Below are 17,874 nucleotides of genomic sequence, written 5' to 3' on the forward strand. Positions count from 1 at the left end.
GCCAGCAACCAACGCACAGTAAGGAGCATGTATGTCACTCAATGAACGCGATGCCACAAAGTTCGCCGAAATGTTCGCCGCGTTGGTCGACGCGATTTCGCTGGCAGTGCTGGACAAGAAACAGGCCATTCGACTGACGTTGACGACACTGTTCGCTGGCGGGCACCTGCTGCTCGAGGACGCGCCCGGAACAGGAAAAACTGCTCTTGCGCGCGCACTGGCGGCAACCATTGACGGGTCACACTCGCGCATCCAGTTCACACCTGACATGCTCCCCTCCGACATCACGGGCGTGAACATGTACGACCAGCAAAAACACGAGTGGGTATTCCACCGCGGCCCAATCTTCGCCCAGATTGTGCTGGCCGACGAAATCAACCGTGCATCGCCCAAGACGCAGTCGGCTCTGCTGGAAGTGATGGAAGAAGCGCACGTGACGATCGACGGCGTTTCCTACCCGGCTGGCGAACCCTTCATGGTCATTGCTACCCAGAACCCGGTCGAACAGGCCGGCACCTACCCGCTGCCTGAAGCGCAACTGGACCGATTCCTCATGAAAACGTCACTGGGGTATCCCTCGCGTGCAGCCATGATCGAAGTCCTTGACGGCGCGGCCGCACCGGACCGGTCACGTAACCTGCACCCCGTCGTCTCAGCCCATGAAGTCGACACGTTCCAGGCGATGGCCGCCGACAACCACACCGACCGCGCGGTTTTGGACTACATTGCCGCACTGGCGGAAGCCACCCGCGAAGACGAGTCCTCCATGTTGGGCGTGTCCACGCGAGCCGCCATCGGCATGACTCGATGCGCACGTGTATGGGCCGCAGCACAGGGACGTCACTTCGTGCTGCCTGACGACGTGAAAGCGCTCGCAGGACCTGTGTGGGAGCACCGCATCATCGTGGATCCGGACGCCGCATTCGCCGGCGCAACACCGGCCGGTGTGGTCTCGCGTGCACTGACTTCCGTTCCCGCTCCGATCACGGGTGCCTAAATGCCGCAGGAGGCTCAGCGTCGAATATCCATCCTAGGTGGGGTACGTCGTGCATGGGACATCGCCATTTCCACGATCACCATCAGTGGTGTCGGACTGCTGTGTGGTGGCATCGTGGCGACTATCCTTGCCTTCACCGCGCATTGGCGCGAAGCAGGGATCGTTGCCGTTGCGTGCGGATTATCCCTGATCGTCGCGCTGATCTGGATCATTGGGCGCGCTCCCCAGATCGTCAGCGTGGAGCTTCCTCAGACACGAACCGTCGCCGGACGCACCATCATTGGAGAGCTGCGCGTGCGCAACGACCATGCCCGACCGGCCCGCTCCCACGTCATTGAACTGCCGGTCGGATCAGGTGCCGCCCAGTTCGTCGTCCCTAATCTGGCGGGCAGGAGCTCGTGGTCGGAAGTATTCGCAGTTCCCACCCGCAGGCGCGGTATCGTCACGGTCGGCCCGCCCAGTTCAGTGCGCTCCGATCCGGTGGGTCTGTTCCGCAGAGTCAGAGCATGGACGAAACCGATTCGCGTCTACGTCCACCCGCGTACAGTGCGCGTTCCTTTCGACGCGACAGGCTTCCAGGCAGACATCGAAGGCGTGGTGACAGCTAAACTGTCCTCCTCCGACGTGTCGTTCCATGCGTTGCGGGATTACCAGCCCGGCGATGACCGGCGAAACGTTCACTGGCCGACCACTGCCCGCACGGGTCGCCTGATTGTGCGTCAGTTTGAGGAAACCCGCCGCTCCCATCACGTGATTTTCATCGATACGTTGCGTGATCACTGGGAAGAAGAACCGTTTGAGACGGCGCTGTCCATCGCCGCTTCACTGGCTCTGACGGGCATCACTGCGTCGCACCAGGTTTCGATGGCAACCTCGTCACGCCTGATTTCCACACTGTCAGCGACCCGTATGCTCGATGAACTCACTGAAGAAAGCTGGCGAGTGGAGGACCAGGACCTGAGTGAGCGTCTGCGTGAAGTCCTCACGTCGTATCCCAACGCATCCGTTCTCACGCTGATTGTTCCGGCCAGCGTGTCATATGAAGAGATTGCGCGCCTGTGCCATCTGCCGAGCGTTGACGTCATCGTCGGCGTGATCCGCGTGGACCCGGACGCGCCCTCATCTCGATCCAGTTCGTCACGAGCAGTCGTCGCCACCTGTCCGACACTGGAGTCGCTTCCCCGCATGCTGGCACGCGGAGGGCTGCGATGAGTGCGAACACGTTCGACCGCCCGCCTGCAGGTGCACAGCGTCCACGCCGTTTTCGTGTGCGTAATGGACGAGGGCGACTGACACGAAGCCCGTTGCCTGTCTGGTCATGGATCGTTTTGGCGGTACTGTTCATTCCGGTGATTGCAGCGCACGAACCACTGTTTGGCCACGGACTGGGATTGCGCGCTGCGGGTAGCGGTGTTGCGGCAGGTCTGATCCTTGCGGCACTGTGCACCTACTGGCGCTGGGACGTGATCACGAGCGTGGCGGCACTGTTCGCGACGCACCTGCTGCTCGGCGGTATCGGCTCACTACCTGAGACGCTGTACGCACACGTCATTCCCACCGGGCGCACCCTTCAGTTCCTGGTCATGCAGCCCGTTGTCGCGTGGCGTGACCTGCTGACACTGGCACCACCCGCGTCATCATATGTCGGCCCCTCGGTTATGCCGTGGATCTGCGGATTGCTGTGCGCATTCGCGACCGGGGTTATGACCATGCGGCGCGGCTGGGTTGTTGTCGGTACCATTCCGTTGGCGCTGATGGGCATCATCGCCGTGGCGTGGGGCCCCAGCGGCATGCAGCCGCCGGTGTGGGCAGTCATGGTGTGGTTCCTGGCGATCATCATGTGGTGGATGTGGTCCGTTCAGCATCTGCGCCTCCATTCTGATTTCGACATCCTCATCGGCCGGCGGGCTCGTCGTGCGGCAGGCATGACGACAACCGGACATAACACCTCGACACGGTCGGTGCGGCCAGTTCGCGCCCACGTGCTGCAGCAGGCTCTGGTCGCCCTCGTCATCACGGCATGTACGACCGCGCTCGCATTTCCTGTCACTTCTTACGTCGGATCGTGGGACGAACGCACAGTCCTGCGTGATCTTGTGGAGCCGCCGCTGGACCTGCATGACTACCCCAGTCCGCTTGCGGCCTTCCGGCACCTGACAACCGAGGAACGTGACGAGACGCTGATATCGGTGTCGCAACTGCCTCATGGGGCGCGCGTGCGCCTGGCAGTCATGGACACGTATAACGGCATCACATTCGGCATGTCCGATCCTGAGGAAAGCCCTGTCGGTAGCTACATCTCAGTGGGCAGTCAACTGCCGGTGCGGCCCTCTCCGATCGGTTCAGTGCGCGCAGATACGAGGGTGACAACGTCTGGCCTGATGGGGCCATGGGTTCCAACGATGGGTCAGGCCGAAGTTATCGAGTTTTCAGGCGATCAGGCGCAGCGATACCAGGATGGCCTGCACTGGAACAGGTGGGCAGACGCTGCGCTGACCACCGGGTCGGACGGGGATGATCTGAGCTATCACCTGGTCGCCGATGTGCCACCGCGCTGGTCTGATTCGCAGCTGGCAGGTGCCGGCGCAGTGTCGGTGGAAGGACAGCCTGACACGAACGTTCCTGACGGTGTCAAAGAACTTGCCGTCTCAATGTCAGCGATTGAATCGACTCCGATCAAGAAAGCCCGGGCCATTGAACGTACCTTGGCGCAGAACGGGTATTTCTCCAACGGGATGGATAAGAGCTCGCGGTCAGGACACCGGGCAGACCGACTGGCACGCATGATCGATGACGATCAGATGGTGGGCGATGACGAACAGTACGCAACTCTGATGGCTCTGATGCTGCACTCTCTGGGTATGTCAGCGCGTGTCGTGATGGGTGCCTATCCCAGCGACCCTGTGACAGGAGCTGCACTGGATCAACTGCAGGGGAATGCGGCCAGTGAAGCGCCGGTGCGTTCAGTTGGTCTCAAAGGTGCGGATCTGCACGTGTGGGTGGAGGCTGAATTTGTCGATGTCGGATGGGCGATTTTTGATCCCACACCCCCACGCGACAACATCTTTTCCGATCCGACCCCGGATCCGACTCCTACTCCGCGCCCGCAGGTTCTGCAGCCACCGAATCCGCCGGAAGAGCCTCCGGAGCTTCCGCCGGCGATAACAGAGAAGAACACGCCATCCGATTCGGAAGCACCTGTCCCTGTCCCATGGGGCGTGATCCTCACCTCGGTCGGTATAGCGTTGCTCATCATCGTGCCAATTGCAGCAATTCTGCTGTGGAAGGCTCGACGCCTCTACAAGCGGCGTCACAGCTCCCCGCTGTCATCAGTGGAAGGCTCATGGAACCAGACGGTCGATCTTGCGGCTGATGCCGGAACCCGGCTTCCTCGCGACATGACACGTGCAGAAGCAGCGTGGAGCCTTGCGGACAGCGTGTGGCAGGACACTCACGAGGACACAGAGTCGCCCTCGCCCGTCGTTGATGAGTCGACGGAAGCGTCAGTTGACTGGCGCGTTGCCGGCCAGACAGCACCGGCGACGGTGCTCCTGGCATCTATTGCCGACCGCGCTCAGTTTGGACAGGACGTCGTGACGAAGGATGATGCCAACCGAGCCTGGGGTTACTATTCGCAGTTGAAGGCAGAACTGCGATCCAGGCAGTCCTGGTTCCAGCGGGCACTGACCGCGCTGTCCGTCAGGTCGCTGAGGCGGCACCGGCACCGCCGCGGAGGCTTCACCCATGCCGAAAAGCCCCGCACAGAATCCCGGTGGCGCTTCTGGAAACGGCACTCGCGCCGCGATCAGCGGCAAAAGGCGTTCTCCGATCAGCCTGTCCGCACGTCGTCACCTAAAGGAAGACCATGACAAGTCAGAACAACCAAGGCCCACAGCTTGAGGGATACACGTTCAGACGCGCATTGGGTCACGGTGGCTTTGCGGATGTCTACCTCTACCAGCAGCATGTTCCCTCGCGCGACGTTGCCGTCAAAGTGGCGCGCAACCATGAAGGCACTGACGCAGACGAGGCAGTGATCCGGGAAGCTGATGCAATGGCGGCGACATCGGCTCACCCGTCGATCCCATCACTGTATGACGTGGGCACCACTGCTCAGGGAGATTCCTACCTGATCATGGAGTACTGTCCTGTGACCAATGTGCTCCAACAGGTGCGTTCCCAACCGATGTCAGTGCGGCGCGCCCTGGACGTCATGATCCAGCTGTGCGGCGCAGCGGAAATGGTGCACCGGGCAGGATACGTCCACCGCGATATCAAACCATCCAACGTCATGATGAATGCATATGGTCACCCGATGCTCACTGATTTTGGGGTTGCCGCCAAGTTGGGTGCTCCCGCTTCCCATTCCGCTGACGGCTTTTCGGTGCTGTGGGCGCCACCTGAGCAGCAGGTGTCTGGCACGCCCGCCCACCCCTCGATGGATATCTGGGCGCTGGCCACGACCGCGTGGACGTTCCTGACTGGGCGCTCACCCTTTGAGGACCCGGTGGGCGACAATTCGGCCGTGGCTGTGGCTGGCCGCGTCCAGGAAGGGCGCATCGGCTCGCTGAACCGCTCTGACGTGCCACAGGTATTGGAAGCTGCGTTGCGTCAGGCGCTGTCAGTGGATCCACGCCAACGCCCTGCCTCAGCAGCAGAGCTGGGCCGGCAGTTCCAGCGCGCCCAGGAAGTCATGCATCAGCCGATGACGCGCATGGAGCTTCACAGCGCCGGGCCGCACGATGACCTGACAGCCGTGCAGGACACGTCTATTGATTCAGATCAGACCAGGGTGCGTGCCATTCGCACCATTGATCCGTCGATGTCAGGTGCAGATAACCGCCGAGCAACGACGTCGACAGAGGGACGAACAACGGACGGCGGCTGGAGCACAGTGGTGCCTGGAGGGCACACTGCAGGCACCGCTCGCGGCGACGCCAGAGACGATGCGTCCGAGCAGGCAGCATCTGAATCCTTTGTCTTCGCTGATTCACAGTCGTATGCTGTCGAGCCCGACCAATGGGTCTCTGAAGAGGACAGACTGGCTCAGATTGAACGCGAGAACGCGGCTTTTTCCTCCGATACCGTGCGGCCGGCACGACGCCTGTCGCTTCCCGTCATTATCGTCATTGCATGCGTGTGTGTGCTGGCGTGTGCCGGGCTGGTGGTTGCCCTGCTCACCGGCGGGGGAGGCACAATATCGTGGAACGGTCCATCACCTGCGCCAGGCCCGATCAATAACCCGACACCCGCACCTCCCGCCCCGGTGGACCCCATCGGTCAGACTCCGCCCTCGCCCACGTCAGTAAGCGGCGTTGTCGACGGCGATGTCATCCACTGGTCGTGGCGCCACCACATGTCCGCAGATTCGTCCGGCCAGCCGGGCGCTCAGGATGATGCAGGCCAGCAGGACAGCGCCATGCAGTCTGATTCTGGCGGCCAATCCGGCGACGAACAGGTCATCGAATTCTTCTATGTGATGAGCGGCCCTGAAAATCTCAACCAGTCGGGCAAGACTCAGGTGCAGTCACTGGATACGCACGCATTGTCGGGAGAGAACTGCCTGGAGGTGACAGCCGCCATCAGGGGAGGCCGTCAGTCCGATTCAGCCAAGGCCTGCGTCGATGTGCCGTAGGACGTTCTGCCGCCTCGTCCGCGCCGGATGCCACGCTGGCCGGATGCCCCGCTGAGACCTCCCTACTTTTGACCTGACTCAGTGCGCGGAACGCGAGGTGAAAACGGGTTCGACACGTGGCGTGTCGTCACGGAGCTCTTCCTGGCACGTTTCCTGGTTTGTCGGCGCTGATCGATCAGTGTGGCAGCCACGAGGCTTCCGAGAAGCACAGCCACCCCGATGCCTGCAGCGATTGTCAGGTATTGCGTGCGGCTTTTTGTCAGATCCTCTTCGGGCTTGACCAGGCGCACTGGTGGAGGAATCGGCCGGTCTGCCCGCTGGTAGCGAGGGTTAGGCGGACCATCCTGCGTACCGTCGTTCACGAAGTTGATCGCATCCTTGGGCGCAACAATTCCCCACCCGACAATCTCATTGCGTTCAGAGGGCGTGGAGCGTAATGCTGTTGCAAGAATCCTGTACTTCCAGTCAGCAGGAGTCTCCTCTGGATGAGCAGCAGCGACGAGGGCGGCAATGCCGGCGACGTACCCCGTTGAGTACGACGTGGAGGGCTGCTCGCCTGACAGGACACAATCACCCCACTGGAGGAACGTGGTCAGCACATCGGAACCGGGAGCTGCCACTTCCACGTGAACGCCGTGCACGACGCTGTCAGAAGGCTGTCCCTGAAGCGTTACCGCACTGACTGAGAGCACCTGCTCATAGTTGGCAGGAAAACGCACCCCTGAATTTTCCCCGTTCGGATCGGCGTTACCCGCCGAGGCGACAATGAGCGCACCGGCGTTCGTAGCATAGGCGACTGCCTGAGCCAACTCAGCATGGTCAGACGGTGACGATGCCGGAACAGCAATGATTTTGGCACCGTGATCGGCCGCCCACCGTATGCCCGCTGCTGTGCGCTTCACGTTCGGACCGCGCCCATTGTCGGTATCCTCGGGTCGCGTGGAAGCATATACGCGCACAGGCAGAATCTGTGCTGACTTGGCGATGCCGACCAGTCCGGATCCCTCAACTGGCCGCGACGCGATCTGACCGGCGACCGCCGTACCGTGTCCGTCGACATCGGTGCGACCATCGCCACCCGAATCAACAAAATCGGTTCCTGGCTGAACAGCTTCCTTCAGGTGCTCATTAGCGCTGCTCACCCCTGAGTCCACAACAGCGACGAGCACTCCGCCGGTGGACAGTTCCCACGCCTGCTGGATTCCCAGTCGTTCAAAGACGGGCGGTTCAATCGGAACGTACTGCGTCTTGCCTACCTGGCATGCCTGCGGTTCGTCCCCATTGGCGAGGGGGATGCGCGCCCGGTGATCGACTCGCGCAGGCTGGCTGTGAGACGTGCCAACCGGGGCTTGAGCGTGAGATGCATGAGGGAGGAGCGACAGTGGAAGCAGGGCGCATACGCATGTCAGGAGGGCGGTGTGTGCCCACCTGACAATGTGTGTCCGTTGTTCGCTCATGAGGCTGAACCTGTGGCAGGATCGATGGGTTTGAGGTCGATGCCTTCAGGGATCAGCGCGATCCACGGCCCGGGAATCGGCGTAATGGAATTTTCGTCATACCCCAATCGCTGCATGGCTTCGGAGTAGTTCAGGCCCAGACCGTGCGACAGACCTGTATCAGAGATCAGCATGACGGCACCCAGGGAGCCGCCGGAAGTGGAACGTGCCAGAACACCGCTTCCGCCCAGAACGGATGTTGACCCCACGGCCGGCGGGTGAGGAGAATTCGAGGCCGCGGGGGAGGCGGACGTGCCCATACCCGACTGTGCGGATGCCAGATCTGGTGAATCAGCGGGTATGGCTGACAGGACGCTTCCTTTCTCGATGTCACTGACGTCGAGGTGAGCACACGGCCGAGCCTGCTCATTGGTAATCGTGCCGAGGGTGTCAGGCCAGTCCGCAGGAACAGGACCGCCTTCAGTGACGACATGAATATTGGCTATTTCACCGACGGACACTGTCGGTGGGTCAATTGTGTACGGGTTGCCGGTGGAAGAGGCCTGGTACATTGCATACGACACGTCGGAGAGCTGGACCAGCTGACCATCGCCTATGACGAGGTAGTGGTGGTCTCCCTCGGGAAATTTGACGTTGATGATCGTGCCGACGACGGCATCGTGGACGGACGAGGGCATCCCGCTGACGGGCGTACCGCTGTTGTCGAGACTGATGGGGGTGAATGGTGTGCCGTTATTGAAGAGATTGAGCCAGTCAGCCGGCACGTCAAAGACAGGTGAATCGTTGATGTTGAGGGTGTTCTTAAGGACTTCGAGATGTTCGGGTTCGATGCGGTGACGCACATTCTCTGCAATGACGTAGAGAGTGTCGCCCTGTTTGACCAGCGTTGTCGTCACGGGTTCGAGGCCGTCGGGTCGGATTGACACCCATGTGTGGGTCGACGCGTTTTCCATGACGCATGCGTTCCACTCGGTTGCTTTCAGGTCGGCGGGAGCGGGGACATTATCGGGTGCTTCAGGTTCTCCGATCGCATCGCCGCGAGGAATACCCGCGATCACTTTTTCTCCCACGGAAACGGTTTGCAGAGAGCCAGCCGGGGTGCGCATACGCGCTGAGGTGACATTGTAGATCGGGTGCAGCACTCCTTGAACGGAGTAGTAGCGCGCACCTGTTCCCTTGACGATAATCAGCGTGTTGTTCTGCCAGTTATCCGGCAGGGTGGGGGAGAACTTTCCCATCGCGAAGGCAATGCCGAGCATCAGCAGTGAAATGACGATCCCGCCGATCAGGGGCGGCACGAACGATTTGGATTCCAGTTCCCGGCCTCCAGGCGTGCCGGAGATGAACGCCGTGACGAGTCGGCGGCGATTAAACCGTTGCGCATTGAGAATATCTTTATTGGAAGCCATTAAATGATCCCCCACACCAGGCACGTCAACGGAATGATCGCGATCAGAGCGATGACGTTGGCTCCATCTGCCAGGCGAGTGAGCCACGGGCGCAGCCGCGAATTAACGACGTTGGCTGCCAGGATCAGGATCGCGACCAGGACCGTCAGGCCTACCGTCCAGGGAAGCAGCCACGATACCGCCAGAGTTGCCAGGATCCCGGTGGCGAGCGTGATCAACATGCCGGCGACAACCCCGATAAAGACGTCAATTCGGCCGTGAAGCGACCGCGTCCCCAGCATGAATGCCGCCCCCACGCATGCCATGAGCAGGACACCCTCGACGGTCGCAACCACCATCGGAACGCAGGTAATGATCACCATGAACGATGCGATCTTCACTGATAAAGCCAGCGCCTGTCCGGTCACTACCTGTTCATCGACTGCTGCACCTGAGAATGACTCTGTTGATTGGATGTTAAGAGCGGGAATCCGCGAGGGCATCTGTGCCAGCCCGATCCACGGAGTCGACAGCACGACCAGCGTCAGGAGGGCCACCACCACCGTCGCTGACCGTTGCAGCGAAACTGTGGCGTAGGCAGTCAGTGCGCCGACGACCATATACGAAAATCCTGCGAGCAATGGGCCGCCGGCAATGATGCGTAACCCCGGGGGAAGCACCATCGTGGCAAGGGAGCCGAACATGATGCCGACGCCGATGGCCATGAAACAGTGCGCCAGGTTCCCATCAGTGATGAGGGCAAATCCTGCGACACCAAGAAGAACGGGAACGGTCAAGCTGAGCGAAACGGCTCCTGCAGTGCTGCTTCCTCGTGCCACGATCGCTGCAGTGGCGCACACGAGGGCGGCTCCGACAGCTGCGATGATGGCGGTGGCAATCGAGTGTCCACCGCGAATTGCGAGCAGCACCGCTGCAGTCAGGATCAGGATGACTCCGCAGTGTGATGACAACTGTGCACTGTCGCCTTTGGTCCATGCGTCCTGATGTTTGTTGACGGATGTGCCGATAGCTTCAACCAGATCGTCATAGCGCTGGTCTACTGTGCTGCCACCCTCGGACTCAAGGGTCAGAAGTGTGCCGGGAGTGACGTGTTGGGCGCGCAGGGTTTGAGAATGGTCGAGTACGCGCCCTGACGGAGTCAGGAGTCGGTATCCCTGAGTTGCCGTTTCCGGATCGAGGCGGCCAAGTGCTTCAACCATGCCCGGCAGCAGCTCCGCCACGATCAACGATGACGGTACGGACATATCGAGTTTTTGACCAGCGCACATGACGGAGATTGGCATGAGTGTTCCGGTGCGTGATTTGACGCTCTGTGGCATGAACGGTCCTCTCGGATGCGTCGCCCGTGGAATTCGGGCCCCATCTAAGACTAAACGGTATTTCATTTATTGGAACATCAACAAACAATAAGTATGAAAGAGGGAAACCGTGAAGGGCATGCTGACGGTTCGATGGGTGAACACCCCGCATACTGCGAATCCGCGGACGACCAGCGTTAACTACCGTTTCTTTCGAGCGTAAACGGGCAAAAATCTCGATTTTTTTGCCGATTCTTTCAAGTAACGCGTCGGTGACGAAACGTTTACATTTTACTTCAGACTATTGCCAAACGGGGGGCGGGTATGTTTCAGTAAGTGTGTCATCTTCCGAGTGTTCGAAGTGAGTGCTCGGCAGCCTACCGATTATGGAGGATAAAACATGGCTGGACAGGTTTCCGCCGCAGAGGGTGCAATCCTCAAAGGCGCTCAAACTGTTTCTTCTACACGTCAGGATCTTGAGGGCCGCCTGAGCACCTTGCGCTCCAACCTTTCAAGCATCGGCTCACAGTGGGTCGGCAACGCATCTACCGCTTTCCAGCAGCTGATGGTTCAGTGGGATGAGGATGCACGCAAGATCACCAGTGCGTTGAACGAATTCGAAGCCAACCTGCGTTCATCGCAGCAGGCTTACGACACGACCGATGCCGACCACCAGGCTGCGATGAACTCCGTCGCCGGCCGTCTTGGAATGTGAGAGGACTAAGCTGAAATGGATCTGAAAGTAAACTACGGGGCTCTGTCAACCGCCTCAGCAGATATCAACACTGGTGCTACCGGCATTCAAAACACCTTGGATCAGATGGATTCTGAGCTCCAGCAGCTGCAGACCAACTGGGAAGGCGATGCACAGCAGGCCTACCAGGTTGCCAAGGCAAAGTGGACCGAGGGCATGACCGGTATGCGTGACGTCCTGGCTCGCATCAGCGTTCTCGTTGAGCAGGCTAACCAGGATTACAACTCAACTGACCACCACAACGCAGGACTGTTCCAGTAGTCTGAGCCTTGTGCTTGTCGAAAGGGACGCTGCAGGCGGTTTCTCGCGGCAGCGTCCCTTTCGCCGGTTCACTATTTCGATCTGATTCACGACATGGACACAACGATCGTTCGACCACGACAGGTGTAGAGGAGAAACAGTGTCTGGAGGCTGGGAAGTAGATGTTGATGCTGCGCGGACGGAGCTGAATAAGCTGCGCCACGACGGGTTGACTCACGTTACAGCGGCGAAGACTTCCACTGGCAGCATTGCTAGGGGTGAGACCAGCGCGAAGTGGGGAGTTGAAAGCGGAGCGGTGATGTTCCGTGAGCGTCTCGTTGAAAATTTGAATGAACTGGAGGTCCTCATCGATCTGCTTCATTCAGACTTGACTGCCTTCTCCGGTGGTGTTGACGATGCGATCAATGCATTCATACGCTCCGATACGGACTCTGAAGCAGAGTTGAAGGTCAAGGAAGCAGAATCTGCCCGAAATGCCGAGCGCCCGCAGGAGCAGGAACGCCTTCGCGAGCAAAGCGGCGAAGAGGCAGATACGAGTGAGCAGGGCTCAGAAGGCGCGACCGAGCGTACGAACTCGGAATCCGAAGATGGAAACGAGCGCAGGAATTCGGAGTCCGAAGACCCCGAGTAAGCCCCTGAGAGATTCCACATGTTGAACTACTGGAGTGAATAGGTGAATCATGGCTGGAGAAATCGTCCAACGACTGGAAGCGGTGCAGCAGCTTCCGGTGCGAGGCGCGGAGACGCCGGACTCGATCGAGAAGATTTCAGAAAAACTCGATGAGTGCAACGAGATCATTAGCACGTATAAGGCCAGGACGAATATTTCTGGCGAAACCAATGACGCCATTGTGAGTTGGCTATCGCGGTGCCAGAGTAAGGTGGAAGATTACTCGGCCGCGGTCAGGACGTATTCGAAGGCTTATTCTCAGGCGCAGGTTGCTATCCGACAGGCGGCACGTGAGGGTGAGATGGTTGTCGCGGAGTATCACCGCGCAGGCCCCAAGCGTCCTGAAGATATCAGCCAGCTCGATTCGGAAGCCGCCCAGATCCTTTCGAAAATGAATGCGGGCCTGCGCGCGGCATCTCGAACAGGTATGAAAGTGATCTCCAGCGGCCAGCAAGTGAACAGGTCAGGAGGCTCCTCCACAGGGAATAATTCTTCACGGTCAGGATCGGGCGTCGGCTACGCGAATTACGACTACCCAAATGGAACTGGCTCTCGTGGACGCGGGCAAAGCGCAGGAATACCGTTGATCTCCGGATCTGAGACACGTCACGGACTGGGTTCGTGGATGTCGAACATGCGAGGCGAGTCGAGCGCGTCCATCGGAGACGTCAACTCAGGTGCCACGGCATTTGAAAGCGGAACTCGCAATGAGGCAACGCTGTCAGGCTCCTCCCCTGATGGTGCGATCAGACCTGACGGCCCCCTGAAGGGATATCTGCCGGAGGGAACGCGCCCTAAGGGTATCGGTGCATTCCTCGATCAGGGAATCGCTGCGGAGGGAAGTCGTCTGGGAGTAGGCGGCTCGACGGCTGTCATGGCAGGAGGTCTGCTGGGAGCAGGAGCTGCCACTTTGGCTGCCCGGGCCGGCGGATCAGGTCTGTCAGGACTGTCATTGGCCGGACCGAACGCAGCGGCCGCATTTTCGCGGGGAGTTCCCGCCAGCGGAATCGTGTCATCGTCCACCTCGGGTGGTGCTGGAGGAAGTGCAGCAGGAATGTCCGCGCAAGGCACAACAGGTGGTGCTGGAGGAAGTGCAGCAGGAATGTCCGCGCAAGGCACAACAGGTGGCGCTGGAGGAATGGCTGCCCGGGGCGCGACAGGCTTTGGAGCTCAGGGTGCAGGTGGTGCGGCCAACTCTTCAGCTGCGGCTGCCGCAGGTCGAGGCGGAATGGGACGAGGCTTTATGGCACCCATGGGCGGTACCGGTGCCGGCTCTGACAACAGCGAGAGAAAATCCGCGCTCGTGGGATACGATGTATTCCGTTTGGAAGACGACGCAGCTTCAGAACCATACGAATCAGAGCAGTCAGGAGCAGGTTCAGCGGAGGATCTACATGCCAGTGAAAGCGAAATCGAGGATCGTTGGTGAGTAGTTTCCCGATTCGATCAACTCGCCCCCTCAGAAGTCTCAGCCTCTGCCTGTCAGCAGTGCTCATCGCTCTGCTGTGCATGGTGGGCGTCCCCGCCCACGGCGATGACACAATTCGCGACCAAGCCTACGAGGACTATCTGGGGTTGGACGAGGCGCGCTCGCAGGGGCTGGATGGGTCCGGCATCACGATCGGAATCGTGGACGGACTGGCCGATACGGGAGTGCCGGAACTGGCCGGTGCCGACATCGCCGCTCACGAGGCAATGTGCTCTGACGCCGCATTCGAACCTATTGAAGTGTCACACGCAACCGCCGTCACGTCAGTAGTCGCCTCGCCGGATTACGGCGTGGCACCCGGTGCGACAATCGTGAACTTTGCGGTGACGTCGACGTTCAATAAGTCCAGTGACGGCCTGTCCACGCAGTGCGCTGCCCAGGACGACGTGGTCAGTGCAATCAATGCCGCCATCAATGCGGGCGCCGATATCGTGGTGATCACGATCGGTGGCAGCGCTTCGCTGCTCCAATATGTCTCGATGCGCGCCGAGCTGCACGAGGTGTTGCTGGTGGCAGCTGCCGGCAATAAAGAGGATTTCCCTATCAACATCGCCGCAGATAACGGTGTGCTGGCTGTGGGCTCATCTGACTTTGAAGGCAACCGCTCAACGTTTTCTTCCCACGGCGAGGGATTGGACGTGGTCCTTCCCGGTGAACAGATCACGCTTCGCGACCCGGACCCTGACGGCAACCTCACGGTCATTACACCTGATGCATGGGGAACCTCGTTTTCAGCTCCAATGGCTGCCGGCATGCTGGCATTGGGTATGCAGAAGTGGCCCGAGGCGACGCCGTACGAAGTGCTCAACGCTTTTTCGTGGTCAACAGGTCGTGAAGACTGGGATGAGCAGATTGGTTTTGGAGTTCCGCAGCTGCATGAGTTCCTCAACGCCGATCCAACCCGTTTCAAGGACGAAAACCCCCTGCTGCACAAATCAGATCACGGCCCTGATGATCAGCTGCGAGCCGATTACCGCGACGGCCTCATTGACCCCTTCTTCACGATAGATGTCGGAGACAAGGACTACGTGTATCGCGGGCGCGCAGACGACGCTTTTGCACGTCCCGAATACGGCGATCAATGGCAGCCCGGCACCTCACCGCGCTTTACCCAATCGGGGCAGTCAGGTGCCAGCCAGTCTGACGCCAGCCAACTGCCTCAGTCCGCACCATCAGACGGGGTCGGCCAGTCCAATGGCATACCGCTTGGCATCTGGATTGCAGTAGGTGCAGTCGTCTTTGTCGTCATAATTGTGGTCGTCGTGCTTGTTGCCCGCGCGCGTTCGCCTCGGACCGGCACTCCACGTCAGCAGCCATTCTAAGAGCAGCCAGGGACGCAGCTGAGGCGCAGTCGATGCGGCAATCGATCTTCCTGGCACACAAACTCTATGAATTTGAGCCCGGACGTGAAAAACTCGGAGTGAACATCCGACAGGAAGAGGTATGCCATGGACCTATCTCGTCTCGGTAGCGTTGTACGCACGCGGTGGGGAGCAGCAACCGATCAGGGTCCGCGCCCCGACAATGAGGACCATTGGGCAGCACAGCCCCCTCTCTACGCAGTAGCAGACGGTATGGGTGGACATGCAGGTGGCGGACGTGCCTCCGAAGTGGCGATCCAGGCTTTCACTGGCGCACTGTCCGGCGATGCTCTCAATGGCCGCGAAGCCGATGTGAACGACCTTGATCATGCCATTTCCGTCGCCGCGCAGGCAGTGATGGCCCTGGCTTCCCCCTCGTCCATGTCCGACGAGGACAAAGACCTGGCGAATATTGTGCTGGCCGGTGCGCCGGGCACGACCCTGACGGGGGTTCTCATCGCCAGTCACGAGGAGCGGCCTCAATGGCTTGTCTTCAATGTAGGCGATTCGCGTACGTACCTTATAAACGATGGGCAGATCCGGGCCATGACGAAAGACCATTCGGCCCGGCAGGAAGCGCGTGACGCTCAATGGTCACCAGACGAACTCCCCGCAGCCAATATCATCACACGCGCCCTGGGTGGCGGAATGCCGGGCCTGCCCCAGGCGGACTTCACCGTGACGACGATCGCGCCTGGGGACAGGGTGGTGATCTGCTCAGATGGAGTGCACTCGGCGATTGACGACGCGGAGATGGTTCGCATCGTTACTCAGTCAGATGATGCTCAACGCGCGGCAAATGCGCTGGTGGATGCGGCGCTGGAGCGGCAGACACGCGACAACGCGACGGTTGTGACGATTTTCGTTGAATCCGTGAACCCGCCGTGGCCAGCTGACGATTCCGTCAATCCGTTTGAACGTACCGTCGGCATTGCGCGTCCTTCCTCCACGCAGACGATTCGCCGTCAGCCAGGCAGTGATGCGGCCGAACAAGCGGGCGATGAGGTTCCTTCGTCCGCGGAGGAAACCATCTGATGTGGCAGCTTGGACGCGTATCCACCCAGGGGCATGGGTTCGTCGCCGTCAACGGCCCGTTCGGCACGGCATTGGTGTCCTCTGAATGCCTGAACGCCGCACTGACGTGTGTCATGAACGAGGGGGACCCCGGCGAGCTGCTCGAATCGATTCGTGCACAAGGCGGACGCGTTTTCGTCGCTGATACTCGCGGGGACCAGGTGCAGCTCTATGCGCATCCCGAATGTTCGATTCGGATCTGGAGCGCGAGCCCGATGACGGATTCTGAAGCAGCAGGTCAACCGCAGGTTCGCTCCTCGCGCATCACGTCCGAAGGTGTGCAGGCCGATTCTTCACACTGGGACGCTATCGAGATCGAGTTCGGCTCTGGCGAACTGGATCAGTCTGATGCTGACAGCAATGACACGGACCAGGCAGATGGCATCGCTGATGGGCAGCGCCGTGATCCGTGGCTGCCGCTTGTCACAGGCGCGGCTCAGGCTCGCCGAGTGCGCATCGGTTACTTCGATCCGGTGTCCTCGCCTCTCGATGCAGTAGATCGTGACGATGCCTCAGATCGCGACGCGTCACCTCATGACGTGTCGCCTGAGGCGAGCCAGAGCACCCTCGCCGATAGTGACAATACCGCGAGCAGCGTGGATGCTGAGCCGACGCCTCCAGCTGACCCAACACCGCCTGTCGGACCTGCCGGGGTTGCTGCACCAGTCACCCCTGCTGCGCCTGCTGCCAGTGACGTGCCTGACGGCCCTGGCAAGCTGGTAACGCCGTCTGCGCCCGCTTCTCGTGGCGTTCCCGAAGGATTCAACCCTGAATCGCTCGAAAAAACGATGACGCCTGAAATGCTCGAACAGATGCGCCGTCAACGCGAACAAAACCAGCCACGTCGCGGCTCGCAGGACTCACTGGATTCGGGCCAGGGCCCCCAGGCACCTCACACCGTGCGTTATGCTGCGCAGCCAGCAGCGCCCACCGCTCAACCATCAGCCAGGTCGCAGAGCCCCGACAGTGCGAGCAGCGGCACCCAATTTGCTGACAGTCCCTTTCAGGGACGCCCCTATGATTCTGCGGCCCCGAACGGATACCCGGGTCCTCCGCCGCCTCCACTCCCATCTGAGACACCGCACACGCGACTCAGTGCTTACCTCGTCTATGCCGGTGGAGCGCCTGTTGAACTCACCCGAGATGTGGTCATTGGTCGAGATCCGAACTCGCGCGTCATTACAGGACGCCCACCTGCCACAACACTTCGCGTGCCCAGCCCGCAGGGGGAAATATCTCGGTCACACTGCATCGTCATGCCGCAAGGCCCTGAACGGTGGGCCGTGATGGATCTGGGATCTGCTAACGGCACGACAGTCGTACACGAAAACGGGCAAGTCAGCCGTGTCGCCACGTGGGATCCAGTAGTCCTATTCGACCGTGATCGCATCGACCTGGGGGAGGGTCTCAGCGTGGAGTTCCGCGTCGTTGAAACACCGGCGATGCGTTACGCCCCGCCACAGGGCTGA

14 protein-coding genes are annotated in these 17,874 nt (G+C 60.2%); 11 read left to right on the forward strand and 3 right to left on the reverse strand.

The features are described 5' to 3' along the window. Positions 1-31: 31 nt before the first annotated feature. From HMPREF2975_RS11520 to HMPREF2975_RS11535, 4 genes are read left to right on the forward strand one after another with little or no spacing between them, the layout of a single operon-like run. The gene (locus HMPREF2975_RS11520) at positions 32-997 is read left to right on the forward strand and encodes an AAA family ATPase (RefSeq protein ID WP_070728146.1); all 966 of its coding nucleotides are present in this window, start codon (positions 32-34) and stop codon (positions 995-997) included. Beyond that, complete coding sequence (locus tag HMPREF2975_RS11525; protein WP_070728149.1) at positions 998-2,209, forward strand: DUF58 domain-containing protein; 1,212 nt, start codon at positions 998-1,000, stop codon at positions 2,207-2,209. Then, positions 2,206-4,866, forward strand: coding sequence for a transglutaminase-like domain-containing protein (locus tag HMPREF2975_RS11530; protein WP_070728154.1), 2,661 nt, complete (start codon positions 2,206-2,208; stop codon positions 4,864-4,866). Before HMPREF2975_RS11525 ends, HMPREF2975_RS11530 begins: the two co-directional genes overlap by 4 nt. Further along, positions 4,863-6,632, forward strand: coding sequence for a serine/threonine-protein kinase (locus tag HMPREF2975_RS11535; RefSeq protein WP_070728156.1), 1,770 nt, complete (start codon positions 4,863-4,865; stop codon positions 6,630-6,632). The genes HMPREF2975_RS11530 and HMPREF2975_RS11535 overlap by 4 nt, the downstream gene beginning before the upstream one ends. 62 nt (positions 6,633-6,694) lie before the next feature. On the opposite strand, the gene HMPREF2975_RS11540 is transcribed toward HMPREF2975_RS11535, so the two are convergent. Genes HMPREF2975_RS11540 through HMPREF2975_RS11550 form a run of 3 tightly spaced genes read right to left on the reverse strand, consistent with a single transcriptional unit; the run spans position 6,695 to position 10,817 of the window. Continuing rightward, the gene (locus HMPREF2975_RS11540) at positions 6,695-8,089 is read right to left on the reverse strand and encodes a S8 family serine peptidase (protein ID WP_070728160.1); all 1,395 of its coding nucleotides are present in this window, start codon (positions 8,087-8,089) and stop codon (positions 6,695-6,697) included. Then, entirely contained in the window at positions 8,086-9,498 is a 1,413-nt protein-coding gene (gene eccB, locus HMPREF2975_RS11545) for a type VII secretion protein EccB (protein ID WP_058237773.1), read from the reverse strand. The genes HMPREF2975_RS11540 and eccB overlap by 4 nt, the downstream gene beginning before the upstream one ends. After that, a complete protein-coding gene (locus HMPREF2975_RS11550) occupies positions 9,498-10,817 on the reverse strand; it encodes an EsaB/YukD family protein (RefSeq protein WP_070728164.1) in 1,320 nt (439 codons plus the stop codon). Before HMPREF2975_RS11550 ends, eccB begins: the two co-directional genes overlap by 1 nt. A gap of 379 nt (positions 10,818-11,196) precedes the next feature. Between HMPREF2975_RS11550 and HMPREF2975_RS11555 the strand changes: the two genes are divergently transcribed. The 7 genes from HMPREF2975_RS11555 to HMPREF2975_RS11585 all read left to right on the forward strand — a co-directional run bounded on the left by HMPREF2975_RS11555 (position 11,197) and on the right by HMPREF2975_RS11585 (position 17,874). Next, positions 11,197-11,511 carry a WXG100 family type VII secretion target gene (locus HMPREF2975_RS11555; protein ID WP_058237775.1) on the forward strand — a complete coding sequence of 105 codons (315 nt, stop codon included), beginning with the start codon at positions 11,197-11,199 and terminating at the stop codon, positions 11,509-11,511. A gap of 15 nt (positions 11,512-11,526) precedes the next feature. Then, positions 11,527-11,811, forward strand: coding sequence for a WXG100 family type VII secretion target (locus HMPREF2975_RS11560; RefSeq protein WP_058237776.1), 285 nt, complete (start codon positions 11,527-11,529; stop codon positions 11,809-11,811). Positions 11,812-11,950: 139 nt separating this feature from the next. Then, a complete protein-coding gene (locus tag HMPREF2975_RS11565; RefSeq protein WP_070728167.1) occupies positions 11,951-12,442 on the forward strand; it encodes a hypothetical protein in 492 nt (163 codons plus the stop codon). Between the two features lie 49 nt (positions 12,443-12,491). After that, positions 12,492-13,910 carry a hypothetical protein gene (locus tag HMPREF2975_RS12970; RefSeq protein WP_070728170.1) on the forward strand — a complete coding sequence of 473 codons (1,419 nt, stop codon included), beginning with the start codon at positions 12,492-12,494 and terminating at the stop codon, positions 13,908-13,910. Then, positions 13,907-15,292 (forward strand): S8 family peptidase, encoded by a 1,386-nt coding sequence (locus HMPREF2975_RS11575; protein ID WP_141757429.1) that lies wholly within the window; start codon positions 13,907-13,909, stop codon positions 15,290-15,292. Before HMPREF2975_RS12970 ends, HMPREF2975_RS11575 begins: the two co-directional genes overlap by 4 nt. Positions 15,293-15,418: 126 nt before the next feature. Continuing rightward, positions 15,419-16,366 carry a PP2C family protein-serine/threonine phosphatase gene (locus HMPREF2975_RS11580; protein WP_070728178.1) on the forward strand — a complete coding sequence of 316 codons (948 nt, stop codon included), beginning with the start codon at positions 15,419-15,421 and terminating at the stop codon, positions 16,364-16,366. After that, positions 16,366-17,874 carry an FHA domain-containing protein gene (locus tag HMPREF2975_RS11585; RefSeq protein WP_070728181.1) on the forward strand — a complete coding sequence of 503 codons (1,509 nt, stop codon included), beginning with the start codon at positions 16,366-16,368 and terminating at the stop codon, positions 17,872-17,874. The genes HMPREF2975_RS11580 and HMPREF2975_RS11585 overlap by 1 nt, the downstream gene beginning before the upstream one ends.

It is taken from the genome of Actinomyces sp. HMSC065F12 (assembly GCF_001814535.1).
In the GTDB taxonomy this organism is placed as follows: Bacteria; Actinomycetota; Actinomycetes; order Actinomycetales; family Actinomycetaceae; genus Pauljensenia; species Pauljensenia radingae_A.